General features: G+C 62.4%; 11 protein-coding genes. 4 read left to right on the top strand and 7 right to left on the bottom strand.

Annotated elements, in window-relative coordinates:
- The first annotated feature begins 2 nt into the window (after positions 1 to 2).
- From NP503_RS18195 to NP503_RS18180, 4 genes are all read left to right on the top strand, one after another.
- Positions 3 to 1,280, top strand: coding sequence for a sugar ABC transporter substrate-binding protein (locus tag NP503_RS18195; RefSeq protein WP_127270754.1), 1,278 nt, complete (start codon positions 3 to 5; stop codon positions 1,278 to 1,280).
- Between the two features lie 185 nt (positions 1,281 to 1,465).
- Positions 1,466 to 2,389, top strand: a complete 924-nt coding sequence (locus NP503_RS18190; RefSeq protein ID WP_127270752.1) for a carbohydrate ABC transporter permease — start codon at positions 1,466 to 1,468, stop codon at positions 2,387 to 2,389.
- Positions 2,389 to 3,237: a carbohydrate ABC transporter permease gene (locus NP503_RS18185; RefSeq protein WP_027036797.1), complete on the top strand. Its 849-nt coding sequence runs from the start codon at positions 2,389 to 2,391 to the stop codon at positions 3,235 to 3,237. The genes NP503_RS18190 and NP503_RS18185 overlap by 1 nt, the downstream gene beginning before the upstream one ends.
- Before the next feature lie 4 nt (positions 3,238 to 3,241).
- Positions 3,242 to 4,309: an ABC transporter ATP-binding protein gene (locus NP503_RS18180; protein WP_127271561.1), complete on the top strand. Its 1,068-nt coding sequence runs from the start codon at positions 3,242 to 3,244 to the stop codon at positions 4,307 to 4,309.
- Positions 4,310 to 5,416: 1,107 nt separating this feature from the next.
- Here NP503_RS18180 and rpmG read toward each other — a convergent pair.
- The 7 genes from rpmG to topA form a co-directional block, all read right to left on the bottom strand.
- The gene (gene rpmG, locus NP503_RS18175; protein WP_006201775.1) at positions 5,417 to 5,584 is read right to left on the bottom strand and encodes a 50S ribosomal protein L33; all 168 of its coding nucleotides are present in this window, start codon (positions 5,582 to 5,584) and stop codon (positions 5,417 to 5,419) included.
- Between the two features lie 153 nt (positions 5,585 to 5,737).
- Positions 5,738 to 6,196: a hypothetical protein gene (locus tag NP503_RS18170; RefSeq protein WP_127271458.1), complete on the bottom strand. Its 459-nt coding sequence runs from the start codon at positions 6,194 to 6,196 to the stop codon at positions 5,738 to 5,740.
- 110 nt (positions 6,197 to 6,306) lie between these two features.
- Positions 6,307 to 7,485, bottom strand: a complete 1,179-nt coding sequence (locus NP503_RS18165) for an MFS transporter (RefSeq protein ID WP_023810543.1) — start codon at positions 7,483 to 7,485, stop codon at positions 6,307 to 6,309.
- 88 nt (positions 7,486 to 7,573) lie between these two features.
- Positions 7,574 to 8,314: an NUDIX domain-containing protein gene (locus NP503_RS18160; protein WP_127271326.1), complete on the bottom strand. Its 741-nt coding sequence runs from the start codon at positions 8,312 to 8,314 to the stop codon at positions 7,574 to 7,576.
- Positions 8,315 to 8,400: 86 nt separating this feature from the next.
- Positions 8,401 to 8,835, bottom strand: coding sequence for a DUF983 domain-containing protein (locus tag NP503_RS18155; protein WP_174800363.1), 435 nt, complete (start codon positions 8,833 to 8,835; stop codon positions 8,401 to 8,403).
- Between the two features lie 11 nt (positions 8,836 to 8,846).
- On the bottom strand, positions 8,847 to 11,165 hold the full coding sequence (rnr, locus tag NP503_RS18150; protein WP_127272297.1) for a ribonuclease R: 2,319 nt from the start codon (positions 11,163 to 11,165) through the stop codon (positions 8,847 to 8,849).
- A 6-nt stretch (positions 11,166 to 11,171) separates the two neighbouring features.
- A complete protein-coding gene (gene topA, locus NP503_RS18145) occupies positions 11,172 to 13,808 on the bottom strand; it encodes a type I DNA topoisomerase (protein ID WP_127273649.1) in 2,637 nt (878 codons plus the stop codon).
- Between the last annotated feature and the right edge of the window lie 252 nt (positions 13,809 to 14,060).

Raw genomic sequence — 14,060 nt, 5'->3', positions numbered from 1 at the left:
ACATGAAAAAACTGACCGTCATGCTGGCCACCGTTGCGGGGCTGGCGATTTCCGCCGGAAATGCCGTGGCCGACTCGACACTGAAAATGGTCGAAGTCATCACCAGCCCGCCGCGCACCGAATTCCTGAAGAAGCAGATCGCCGAGTTCGAAACCGCCAATCCGGGCATCAAGGTCGAGCTTATCTCGCTGCCCTGGGGCCAGGCGTTCGAGAAATTCCTGACCATGGTGCAGGCCGGCGATACGCCTGACATCGTCGAAATGCCGGAACGCTGGATGGGCCTCTATGCCAACAATGCCCAGCTCGAGGATCTCGGACCGTATATGGCCAAATGGGATGATGCCAAGACGCTGGGCGACCGCGCCAAGCAGTTCGGCTCGACCGTCAACAACACCCAGTTCATGATCCCCTACGGCTACTATGTGAACGCGCTGTTCTGGAACAAGAAGCTGTTCAAGGAGGCCGGCCTCGACGGACCGCCGGCGACGCTCGACGATTTCATCGCCGATTCCAAGAAGATTTCCGCGCTCCCGGGGAAGTACGGCTACTGCCTGCGCGGCGGGCCGGGCGCCTTCAACGGCATGCACATGTTCATGAACATTGCTGCCGGCAAGGGCGGCTACTTCAACGAGGACGGCACTTCGACGATCAACGAAGAAGGCTCGGTCAAGGGCCTGCAGATGCTGGCCGACATGTACAAGGACGGACTGGCGCCGAAGGATGCCGTGAGTTGGGGTTTCAATGAAACGGTCACCGGCTTCTATTCCGGCACCTGTGCCATGCTCAACCAGGATCCGGACGCGCTGCTCGGCATCGCCGACAAGATGAGCGCCGACGATTTCGCCGTGGCGCCTTTGCCGGTCGGGCCGAGCGGCAAATCCTATCCGACGCTGGGCTATGCCGGCTGGGCGATGTTTGCCAACTCGCAGCACAAGGACGACGCCTGGAAGCTGATGGCGACGCTTCTGTCGCCGAAGGACAATCTGGAATGGGCCAAGGAAGTCGGCGTCGTTCCGATCCACAACGGCGCCGACCAGGATCCCCATTTCAAGACGGAGCAGTTCAAGGGCTGGTTCACGGAGCTCAGCGACAGCTCCAAATATGAAATGGTCACCCCGCCGACGCATCTGGAGAACCTCGGCAATTTCGTCGACCAGGTGGCGATCAAGAATTTCCAGGAAGTGCTGCTTGGCCAGAAGACGGCCAAGGACGTCGCCGACCAATGGGCTGCCTTCCTGACCAAGGAACAGCAGGACTGGCTGGCGAAGAACAAGAAGTAGTTTTTCTTCCCTTCTCCCCGTTTACGGGGAGAAGGTGGCCCGATAGGGCCGGATGAGGGGCGGCGCTATGCCTCGATAGGTTCGCGCTGCCCCTCATCTGCCTGCCGGCATCTTCTCCCCGTGAACGGGGAGAAGGACGCTTGTCGCCAATTCCGGCGCTCCTCCAGGAGACGATTTAGCACCCAATGACTTATGCCGTGTCTGAAATCCGATCCGCAGGCCAGCCGCGAAAGAAGCGGCTGTCGCATGCCGCTATCGAACCATGGCTGTATCTCAGCCCGGCGATCATCCTTCTGGTCGTGGTGCTGCTGGTGCCGCTGGTCATCGGCATCAGCTACTCCTTCCGTAAGTTCTCGGCGTTCAAATCGGAATATGTCGGGCTTGGACAGTATCAGGCGATGCTGTCGGATCAGGTGCTGGGGCAGGCACTGGTCAACACGTTGTGGTGGACGGTCGCCAGCCTGTTCTTCCAGTTCTTCCTCGGCCTTGGCCTGGCGCTGCTGCTCGACAAGCCGTTTCGCGGCCGCAAGGCTGTGCAAGCCCTGGTGTTCCTGCCCTGGGCTGTGCCGTCCTTCCTGTCGGGCCTGACCTGGGCCTGGCTGTTCAATCCGATCATCGGCCCGTTGCCGCACTGGCTGTTTGCACTGGGGCTGAAGGCCGAACCGACCAATGTGCTTTCCGATCCCGCCACCGCCATGTGGGGGCCGATCGTCGCCAATATCTGGTTCGGCATTCCGTTCTTCGCCATCACGCTTTTGGCGGCGCTGAAATCCATTCCGTCGGAACTGCATGAGGCAGCGGCCATCGACGGCGCTTCGCCATGGCAGCGCTTCACCAAGGTGACGCTGCCGTTCCTGGCGCCGACCATCGCCATCACTGTGATGTTGCGCACCATCTGGATCGTCACCTTCGCCGACCTGATCTTCGTCATGACGGAGGGCGGACCGGCCGGCTCGACCAACACGGTGCCGGTCTACATCTATGTCAGCGCCTTCAAATCGCTGGACAAGGGCTATGCCTCGGCGGTGGCGGTGCTGCTGCTCGTTCTGCTCATCGCCTATGCGATTGCGCTGATCGGCATCCGCCGCACGTTGGTGAGGCACGTCTGATGATAGCAGGACGTTCAACCTCGCAGCGCTTCTTCGGCGGCATCGGCCTCTACGCGGCAATCGCGGCTTACGTGCTGTTTGCCCTGTTCCCGATCTACTGGACGCTGAAGATCTCGGTCACGCCGGAGCGGCTGCTCTATTCCGAAGGCATCACCTTCTGGCCGTCGCACATGACACTGCAAAACTTCGTTACCGTGCTCGAGGCCACCGATTTCCCGCGCTATTTCCTCAACAGCGTCATCGTCTCGGTCTCGACGGCGGCACTGGTGACGATCATCGCCACGCTCGCCGGCTATGCCATGTCGCGCTTCACCTTTCGCGGCAAGGCAGCCCTGGCGCTGATGTTGCTGCTCACCCAGACTTTTCCGCTGGTGATGGTCATTCCGCCGATCTACCGCGTGATGGGGCAGATCGGCCTGATCAACAGCCTGACCGGGCTGATCATCATCTACACCGCCTTCAACACGGCCTTTGCCACCTTCCTGATGCAGTCGTTCTTCGACGGCATCCCCAAGGATTTGGAAGAGGCCGCGATGATCGACGGCTGCACCCGCGCGCAGGCCATGCGCAAGGTGATCGTGCCGCTGACGCTGCCCGGCATGGGCGCCACGCTCGGCTTCGTCTTCACCGCCGCCTGGAGCGAGCTTCTGTTCGCGCTGATGCTGATTTCCAGCGACGACCAGAAGACCTTTGCCGTCGGCTTGCTCACCTTCATCGGCAAGTTCGCCGTCGACTGGGGACAGATGATGGCGGCGTCCATCCTGGCGCTGATCCCGGTCTGTATCTTCTTCGCCTTCCTGCAACGCTATCTCGTCACCGGCCTTACCGCCGGCGCCGTCAAAGGATAGATCGATGGCCTCTGTTACGCTCGAAAACGTCCGCAAGGACTATGGCGCCGTCCGCGTCCTGCACGCGGTCGACCTTGAAATCGCCGATGGCGAGTTCGTCGTCCTGGTTGGGCCGTCAGGCTGCGGCAAGTCCACGCTCTTGCGCATGATCGCCGGGCTGGAGGAGGCTTCCGGCGGCGAGATCCGCATCGGCGAGCGGCTGGTCAATGACGTGGCACCCAAGGACCGCGACATCGCCATGGTTTTCCAGTCCTACGCGCTCTATCCGCATATGGACGTGTCGAAGAACATGGGCTTCAGCCTGCTCCTGAAGAAGGCGGAGAAAACGACGATCGACGCCAGGGTGGACGGCGCCGCCAAGCGGCTCGGGCTCGACACGTTCCTGCAACGCCTGCCGCGGCAACTGTCCGGCGGCCAGCGCCAGCGCGTCGCCATGGGGCGTGCCATCGTGCGCGATCCCAAGGTTTTCCTGTTCGACGAGCCGCTGTCGAACCTCGACGCCAAGCTGCGCGTCCATATGCGCGCCGAGATCAAGGCGCTGCATCAGCAGCTGAAGACGACATCGGTTTATGTCACGCATGACCAGATCGAGGCGATGACCATGGCCGACCGGATCGTCGTCATGCATGACGGGTTGATCCAGCAGGTCGGCGCACCGCTCGATCTCTATGATCGGCCGGCCAACATGTTCGTCGCCGGTTTCATCGGTTCCCCCGGCATGAATTTCCTGCCGGCGATTGTTTGCAAGGGTGGTACCCCGGAGGCTGTACTGACCGATGGCCAGGCGCTGCGGCTGCCGGAAGGCCTGCCGCTGACGGACGGTGACGCCATCACCGTCGGTCTGCGGCCCGAGCATATCAAGTTGGCGGATGAGGGCGCGTTGAAGGGCGAGGTGGGTGTGGTCGAGCCTCTCGGGCTTTCGACGCAGTTCTACGTCAAGCTGGCCAGTCAGCAGCTTTGCGTCTTTGCCATGGGCCGTGCCGGCGTGAAGCCAGGCGACGAGGTGAGGTTGGTTGTCGAACCAGACCAATTGCATCTGTTCGATCCGAAAAGCGGTGATCGCATCGGCTGAGGGGACACAGCCGAGCGTCGGGCAGCAGTATCGGGCGCCGATGTCGGGCGGGAAATACAGGTAACGCTACATTTCAATTGGATAAAATAGCGGAACGTCCAACAGACATTTCCGGAACCTAACAGGACCACTCGGACCTTTGCGTCTACAGCGCAAGACCTTAGTCCCGCCGTCTTCTCAAGAGAACGGAGGTCGTTTCGCCACGAATTGGGCCGCCGTCGGAGTTAGTCAACACCGACGGCGGCGCCTGCAATATGGGCGAGTGGGTTGTGTGCGGATATGGTGTGATCGCGGAAGTGGATTGTAGACCGCTAACCGCGAGGGCTTCTTTTGGACAGCGGCGAACTGTCCAACGGGTTCTCAGCCGACTTGGCCGATCGCCGCTCCTTCAGCCACAGGGACTTCTTTCTCCTTGCTAGGTTCTCGTCTCGAACGCTGTCGTCGGCGGTCACTCCGCCATGCATCGCGGCAATCACGTAGTCGGCTCTGTTGGTTCGAAAGTCGCCTTTTTGTACGGACATCGTTTTCTCCCAGTGCGAGGCATTTCCCCCCTTTTTGCCTGACGCTGAAACTAACTGCCTATCCGTGGTGCAAGTCTACCAATCGCCGATTGTATTAAAACGATACACTCAAGGTGGCACGATCGCACGAGAGGAGCCAATACTGGCGGGGCTCCTTCATTGACCCTGTTGTGAGCCTTGCGGGGGTGCGGCGGCGGGAGGGGTCGGAGCCTGCGGTGGGGGTTCTGTGGAAGGCGCGGCGGGACTGTCAGGCTGAGGTGCAGGCGGTGCGGCCTCTTCCTCACTCAGAACCTGGTCAGTCCTGGCCTTGATCTCATCGGCCGTCTGCTGGCTTATCAGCCCGTTGCTGACGGCGAAGCCAGCAACCAGAGCGACAAGGGCTGCAATGATTGCAGCTTTCACCTTCTTCGACATCCATAGGCGCCTTGTTCATGACACCCAACCCACGGCGAAGGGTGCCGCAACCTTGGCGAAGGGTCAATCCTTTTGGCTGCAGTCTCTGCTCACGTGCAACGAAATCAACTGGTTACAAACGAAAAACGCCGCCCATTGGGCGGCGTTTCGGCATTGCAGCGGGAAACTCAGATTACTTGATCTTGGTTTCCTTGAATTCGACGTGCTTCTTGGCGACCGGGTCGTACTTGCGGAACGACAGCTTGTCGGTCTTGGTGCGGCTGTTCTTGCTGGTCACGTAGAAGAAACCGGTGTCGGCGGTCGACAGAAGCTTGATCTTGATGTTTGCGGCTTTGGCCATGATATCAGTCCGTTTGTTCGTGGGGTTTTGGCCGCTGGAGCACGGGGAAACACCCGGACGCGGGAAACTTGGCGCGACACATAAAGAACGCGCCCGGAAAGTCAAGCCCGGCAAGCCTGGTGCGACCCGCCTGAGCCTGCTGGTGAACGGAAATCATGCGGTTTCTGTCGCCGGTGACGCAACCTTCTTCCAGTCTCCGGTCGTGTTCCACCAGCGATTCGGATTGGCGCGGTCGTCCAGTCCCTTGGAACGGCTGGCGAGAATCGGTTGAATGCGGATCACCGGTTCCTGGTAGGAATGGGCCTGGAAAATCGCCTCGACGACGCGGGCGGCCAGCACCTGATCGTCCGGCAGTTCGAAGGAAACCTCGACCGTGCCGGGCCGCCGCCGCAATTCGGTTTCGGCACCGGCGGCCGCACCGTCAAGCGGCCTGTAGCGTTCGATGCCGTGCGCCGACTGATAGGCATTGCGGTCATATTTGCCCATGGCCAGCGGCGCAATCGCCACCACAGCATCCATGATGCGGTCGACGTCGGCGGCCGGAGCCTGGAAGGTCACGAGCAGAAGCAGTGTCATTCGTAGCGATGTGGTTTCAAAGCCGCTGTCGATCATGGAAGTGTCCTCAAGTGTTTTGGGACACTCTTTTAGCCCTGTGCTCCTGACACGGTTCTGTCAGCAGCCTGCCACCGTGCGCGCCAAATGCAGGGCTGGCGGCAGTTGCGCTACAGCAGGATCTTGCGAACCAACCTGACGGCGACCAAAGCGATATAGGCGGCGAAGAACAGGCCGAGCGACCAGCCGAAGCCGGACGGGCCGAACGCATCCATGCCGATGCCGATCGCCTGCGGGCCGAGCACCATGCCGACACCGTAGCACAGCACGAAGGCGGCGTTGGCCGACGCCAGTTCATGGCCGGAAAGCTGCGAGCCGAGATGGGCAAGGCCGATCGTGTACATGGCAGCGACGACGCCGCCCCAGACGAACAGAAGCGCGGCCATCAAATGCCAATTCTGGGCGAAGAAGGGCATGAAGACGGTGCCGATAAGACCGACCGTGGCGCAGGCAATCAGCAGGTAGCGGCGATCGCTGACGCGATCGCTGATCATGCCGATCGGGATCTGCAACAACACATTGCCGAGGCCGATCATGGTCAGCAGAAGGGCCGCATCGGCCTCGGAATAGCCGATGCGGCTGCCATAGATCGGGAAGAGCGCAAAGCCGCCGGTTTCCACCGCGCCGAACACCAGCACGGCTGCGGTCGCCGACGGCACCAGCCAGATGTAGCGCAGGAAATTGCTGGTTTCGCCATCCGAGGCGATCGAGGGGCTCTCGTTGCGTGCTGCCAGCACGGGTATCGCCGCCAGCGTCACCAAGGCGATGATGACGCCGAACGGCCTGAAGCCGGAACTGCCGAGATGGGCGAACAGCCACGGTCCGGCGGCAAAGCCGAGCGACAGGACAGTGGCGTAAATGCCCAGCACAAGGCCGCGTCGGTGCGGCGGCGCCGAGGTGCTGATCCAGAATTCGGACAGGATGAACAGCACCGTCAGCGCGATGTGCAGCACGATGCGCAGTGGAAACCACATCCAGAAATCGGGTGCGAAATGAAAGCCGACAAAGGCCAGCGCGCCGGCGGCGATCATGGCGATCATGGTCCAGGCAACGCCGAACCGCATGGCGAGCGGAGTAGCCAGCGGCGCACCGGCGATCGAGGCGAGGCCGGCAACGGCGGTGTTGAGGCCGATCATCGAAGCCGAATGGCCGCGCGTTTCAAGGATGACGCTGAGCAGCGGCATGCCGAGGCCGATGGCGATGCCGACGACGCTGATCGACGAGATCGCCGCCACCATCGGCAGCCAGTGTACGCGTTCGTCGCCCTGTGGTTGGGTATCGACCGTCATGGGATGCTGAATACTCTGCCTGTTTGATCTAAGGAAAGTGCTGAGCGCTTTTCCGGGAAAACCGCGTCACACTTTTCCTGGAATTGCTCTAGAGAAGTTCGCGGGTGAAGCGTCTGCGGACAAGCCGGTAGAAGGGCACGGGTCCGCCTGGACGCAACAGTGGATCATGGGCGAGGCGCTTTTCCAGCTCGTCCAGGATCATTCGGGTGATGTCGGGTATGTCGGCTTCCCTGGCCTTGGCGAGCGGCAGCCAGACCAGTTCTTCGAGCTCGTTGGTGGGACTGCCACCGGGCAGTTCGACGGCGACGTCGTCACGCCAGGCGCTGAAAAAGCGGGTGTCGAAGCGGCGCACCCGGTTGGGCGGCGTGATGGCGCGCGCAACGAAGCGCAGCATGTCGAGAGAGGGTTGCACGCCGTGTTCGGCAAAGCCTTGCCAATCGGGCCTGGGGGTTGCGAAAGCACCCTTGCGGCCGATCAGCAGCCCGGCTTCCTCATAGGTTTCGCGGATGGCGGACAGGGCGATGGCGCGGGCTCGTGCGGCGCTTGTGCGGCCCGGTCCGGCGATCAGCCTGGCTTCCTGCTCCGGGTGCAATGCGGCGACGACCGGTATGCGGCTGTCGGCCGGATCGGTGCGGCCGCCGGGAAAGACGAACTTGCCCGGCATGAAGGCGTGGCCGGCATGACGGCGACCCATCAGAACCAGCACGTCATCGTCCTTGCGGTCGAGCAGGATGAGGGTTGCCGCGTCGCGCGGGCGAATTGGCCGGTCGCTATGAGCGATCATGCTCCGCTCGATCCTGTCGACTTCCGCCTTGGTCATACCGTCCATGCGCAGGACCTAGCGGAAACTTCTGGCAAGCGAAAGTGGCCTTTCACGGTCGGTATGTTGCGCCAGGCAGCATTCTTGGCTGCGGCCTAGGCTCCGGGATGCGGCTCGATCACGTCGTGCTCGCCGCCGAAGCCGTGCATATAGAAGGCCCATTGCAGTCCGATGACGGCACCCTTGATCGGCTGCAGCAACGCAACCGACAAAAGGATGGTCAGCGGAACCCAGATGGCGATGTGCTGCCATGTGGACAGCGTCGACGTGGCCTCAACGCCCATGAAGGCGCCCAGCACGACATGGCCGACGATGACGATGACCAGATAGGCGGGCAGGTCGTCGGCCCGGTGGTGATGCAATTCCTCGCCGCAGACACTGCATGTGTCGACGGTCTTGGTGAAAGCGCGAAACAGCTTGCCTTCGCCGCAATGCGGGCAGCGGCCGAGCAGGCCGCGCTTCATCGCCGTCCACAGCGGGCGCGCGGTCCGGCCCGAGTGATGTTCTCCGCCGAAAACCTGTTCTTCCATGGCTGTTGTCATCATCGTCTCCTGCCGCGCGAACCCGGTCGCGATTGCGACGCGCGGGCGCGGCCCTTGGCCTTGTGAAACGACCGCTTGGAGCCCGGCAGAGGCTTTGGGTCGGTCAACATCTCGAAGCGCATCGCCCCGGCCATCGGCGCCACCTCGAGGAGACGGACCTCGACGCGGTCCGCGAGTTGGTAGCCTTTGCCCGAGCGTTCTCCGAACAGGGAGCGGGCCGTTTCGTCGTATATATAGTAATCGCCGTTCAATGTTGACACCGGGATGAAACCATCCGCGCCGTACTGCGGCAATTGGACAAATAGTCCTGACTTGGTGACGCCGGAGATGCGGGCATCGAACCGGTCGTCGACGCGTTCGGCAAGGTAGGCGGCGATCAGACGGTCGACCGTGTCCCGCTCGGCCGCCATTGCGCGGCGTTCCGTGCCGGAGATCAGCACCGCGACATCTTCGAGCCGTACCGCTTCGTCCTGCGTCAGCCCGCCGGGACCCAATCCGAGTGCGGCAATAAGTCCGCGATGCACGATTAAATCGGCATAGCGGCGGATCGGCGAGGTGAAATGGGCGTAGCGGCGGAGGTTGAGACCGAAATGGCCGATGTTCTTTGGCGAGTATTCGGCTTGGCTCTGCGAGCGCAGAACCACTTCGTTGACCAGGCCTTCATTGTCGGCGCCGCGCACGCGCTCCAAAATGCCGTTGAACTGGCTTGGCTGCATCTGCGCGCCGCGCGCAAGTGACAGGCCCAATGTCTGCAGGAACTCGCGCAGCGATTCCTGTTTGGCCAGTGATGGCGCGTCATGGACGCGATAGACCAGTTCCTGTTTCTTCGCCTCGAGCGTTTCGGCCGCCGCGACATTGGCCTGGATCATGAATTCTTCGATGAGCTTATGGGCATCGAGCCGGTCCGGCACGATGACGCGATCGACGGTGCCGTCCGCCTTGAGCACGATCTTGCGCTCCGGCAGGTCGAGTTCGAGCGGCTGGCGGCCGTCGCGGCCGCGCTTGAGGATCGCATAGGCGTCCCACAGTGGCTTCAGCACGGTTTTGAGGATCGGACCTGTCTTGTCGTCCGGCGCGCCGTCGATTGCCGCCTGAGCCTGTTGGTAGGCGAGCTTTGCCGCCGACTTCATCATGACGCGATGGAAGGAGTGCCTGAGCTTGCGGCCCTCGGCTGAAAAAACCATGCGCACGGCGAGCGCCGGACGGTCCTGGCCCTCCCGCAGCGAGCAGAGATCGTTGGAGATGCGCTCGGGCAGCATCGGCACGACGCGATCCGGGAAATAGACCGAATTGCCGCGCTTCAATGCTTCGCGGTCGAGCGCCGTGCCGTAGCGCACATAGGCGGCGACGTCGGCGATTGCGACAGTGGCAACCACGCCGCCGGGGTTCTTCTCGTCGAGATCCGGCGTGGCGAAGACGGCGTCGTCATGGTCCTTGGCGTCGGCCGGATCGATGGTGATCAGCGGCAGGTCGCGCCAATCCTCGCGGTGATCCAGCGTCGCCGGCTTGACCGCTTCGGATTCTGCGATGACGTCGGCCGGGAAGATATGCGGAATGTCGTGCGCGTGGATGGCGATCATCGAGACCGCCTTTTCGCTGGTCAGAGAGCCCAGCACGTTGAGCACCTTGGCCCTCGGCAGCCCATAGCGGGAAGCCCGCGCCGGCTCGACCTCCACCAGGTCACCGTTCTTGGCGCCGTTCTGGAATTCCTTGTCGACGATCAGTTCGGGCTGGCGCCGTTCCACCGGCTCGATGCGGAAGGTGCCGTCCTGCAAGATGCGAAAGACACCGAGCACGGCATCGGTACGTTTTTCGAAAATCTTCACCACCCGCCCGGTGTAGGCGGGGCCGCCCAGGGCGACGTTCGTGTCGTCGGCCGGAAAGGTCTTGGCCAGCACGCGGTCGCCAATGCCGGGCGCCGGTCCACTGCCACTGCGCGACAGGCGGATGGAGACGATGGGCGGCGGCCCATTGGCCGTGTGTTCGGTAGGACGGGCCAAGAGCACGCCATCGGCATCGCGGTCGAAAATATCGAGGACCGTGACATGGGGCAGGGCACCGACGCGAGCCAGCCCCTTGCGCTCCTTGGTGAGGACGCCTTCGTCCTGCAAGTCGCGCAAAATATCCTTCAGCCAGATGCGGTCGTCGCCGCGCAGTGCGAACGCCTTGGCGATGTCGCGTTTGCCGGCGCGATCGGGATTTTCGGCGATGTAGCGCAGGATTTCGTCACGCGAGGGCCGGTAGTCGTCCTTGACCTTGGCTCTGGTGTCGGCGGTGCGCGGATCGCCGTGGGTTCTGCCGGTGATCTTGCGCGCCACGCTGTCCTATCCTTTTTTCTTCGCGGCCGGCTTCTTCGCAGCCGGCTTCTTGGCTGCCACTTTCTTGGTCGCCGGGGCCTTGGCCGCGGCTGCCTTTCGGAACGGCTTCTTGCCGCCGCCGCCCTTGGCCTCTTTCTCGGCAATCAATGCCAGCGCATCCTCGATCGTCACCGACTGCGGATCCTTGCCCTTGGGCAGCGTAGCATTGACCTTGCCGAAATTCACGTAAGGCCCGTATTTGCCGTCGCGCACGACGATCTTGCCGCCGCCATCGGGATGGTCGCCAAGCTCCTTCAGCGCTGCGGCAGTACCGCCATTGCGGCCGCCCTTGCCCTTCAGCTGCTTCTCGGCGATCACCGATACGGCGCGGTTGAGGCCGATCGAGAACACGTCCTCGATGCTTTCGAGATTGGCATAGGTGCCGTCATGCAGCACGAACGGGCCGTAGCGGCCGAGCCCGGCTGAGATCATCTTGGCGGTTTCCGGATGCTGGCCGACATCGCGCGGCAGCGACAGCAGCGCCAGCGCCTTTTCGTGGTCGATCGACTCGGCCGTCCAGCCCTTGGGCAGGCTGGAACGCTTGGCCTCCTTGCCGTCGCCACGCTGCAGATAGGGGCCGAAGCGACCGCTGCGCAGCGTGATTTCCTCTGACGTGTAGGGGTCCTTGCCGATGACCTTGGTGCCGTCCTCGCCGCCGCCATTTTCGCCATTGGGATTGGCGGCATCGCCGAGCTGGCGGGTGAAGGAGCATTCCGGATAGTTCGAGCAGCCGACAAAGGCGCCGAACTTGCCGAGCTTCAGCGACAGATTGCCGGTGCCGCATTTCGGGCAGATGCGCGGATTGGAGCCGTCCTCCCGCGTCGGGAACACCAGCGGCGCCAGTTCCTCATTGAGCGCGTCGAGCACGTCGGTGACGCGCAGTTCCTTGATGTCGGCGACGGCGCCGGAAAAATCCTTCCAGAAATCGCGCAGCACGTCCTTCCAGGCGAGCTTGCCGTCGGAAATCTCGTCGAGCTTTTCCTCGAGGGACGCGGTGAAGTCGTATTCGACATAACGCTTGAAGAAGCTTTCAAGAAAGGCCGACAGCAGCCGGCCCTTGGCCTGCGGCACCAGCCGGCGCTTGTCGATGGTGACGTAGTCACGGTCCTCGAGCGTCTTCAGGATCGCCGTGTACGTGGAGGGCCGGCCGATGCCGAGTTCTTCCAGCTTCTTGATCAGCGAGGCTTCGGAATAGCGCGGCGGCGGCTCGGTGGTGTGCTGGGTCGCGTTGATCGCCTGGCGCGCTAGCTGCTCGCCGGCGCGGATCTCGGGCAGGCGGCGATTTTCCTCGTCTTCCGCATCGTCGTCCTTCTGGTCGGTGTAGGCGGCGATGAAACCGTCGAACCGAACGACCGAACCGATGGCACGCAGCTCTGCGGTGCGCGATCCGTTGACCGCTTCGATCTCGGCGGTGGTGCGCTCGATCTCGGCTGGCTGCATCTGGCTGGCGATGGCGCGCTTCCAGATCAGCTCATAGAGTCGCATCTGGTCGGAATCGAGATATTGCCTGACCGATGCCGGGGTGCGCATGAAATCCGTCGGGCGGATCGCTTCGTGCGCTTCCTGGGCGTTCTTGGCCTTGGCGGTATACTGGCGCGGCTTTTCCGGCAGGTATTTTGCGCCGAATTCCTTGGCAATGGCGTCGCGTGCGGCGTCGATCGCCTCGGGTGCCATCTGCACGCCGTCGGTTCGCATATAGGTGATGAGACCTGTGGTCTCGCCGCCGATCTCCATGCCTTCATAGAGCCGTTGCGCCACCTGCATGGTGCGGCTGGCCGAGAAGCCCAGGCCCGATGAGGCGGCCTGCTGCAGCGTCGAAGTGGTGAAGGGCGGGCCGGGATTGCGCTTGGTCGGCTTGGCTTCGACCGACACCGCCTTGAAGGTCGCGCCTTCGAGCATCGACTTGATGTCGTCGGCCTGCGCCTTGTTGGAAATGTCGAGCTTTTGCAGCTTCTTGCGATCGAAGGCAGTCAGCCGCGCTTCGAAATTCTCGTTGCGCGGCGTGCCCAGCAGTGCAGCGATCTGCCAGTATTCCTCGCGGAGGAAGCGCTCTATTTCGGATTCGCGGTCGCAGACGAGACGCAGCGCAACCGACTGGACGCGGCCGGCCGAGCGGGCGCCCGGCAGCTTGCGCCACAGCACCGGCGACAGCGTGAAGCCGACGAGATAATCCAGCGCCCGGCGGGCGAGATAGGCATCGACCAGCGGCGCATCGATCTGGCGCGGATTGGCCATCGCCTCCAGCACCGACGATTTGGTGATGGCGTTGAAGACGACGCGGCTGACCGGCTTGTCCTTCAGCGCGCGCTTCTGCTTCAGCACCTCCAGCACATGCCAGGAGATGGCTTCACCTTCGCGATCCGGGTCGGTGGCGAGGATCAGGCCATCGGCATCCTTGACCGCCTTGGCGATGTCGGCGAGTCGCTTGCCCGAGGCGGTGTCGACCGCCCAGGACATGGCGAAATCCTCATCCGGACGCACCGAGCCGTCCTTGGCCGGCAAATCCCTGATATGGCCGAACGAGGCCAGAACCTTGTAGTTCTTGCCGAGATATTTGTTGATTGTCTTCGCCTTGGCCGGCGATTCGACGACGACGACGTCCATGAGGTCTCATATCAGCTGTGGTGCGGCAGAAGAATTCCGCTGCGCGCGACGAAATCTCGTTCTATTTGTCGCTCACATGGCCGCGCTTTTGCATCCGGTCAAGGGGAAGCGCCCAAATTGCGGGCCGGCCCGCGGCAATACACTCTTAGAGTGTATGGAGAAAATCACAGAATTTGGGAAAGGGAGATGGTGGTCTCAAGTCAGCGGAAACGACTGGTTTTCATTTTCGCCGAGTCGCGGAAAGCTGCTGGA

It is taken from the genome of Mesorhizobium sp. SEMIA396 (assembly GCF_024518615.1).
Lineage (GTDB): Bacteria > Pseudomonadota > Alphaproteobacteria > Rhizobiales > Rhizobiaceae > Mesorhizobium.
The sequence above is the reverse complement of the archived record's forward strand: the minus strand, read 5'-3'. Positions and strand labels throughout refer to the sequence as shown.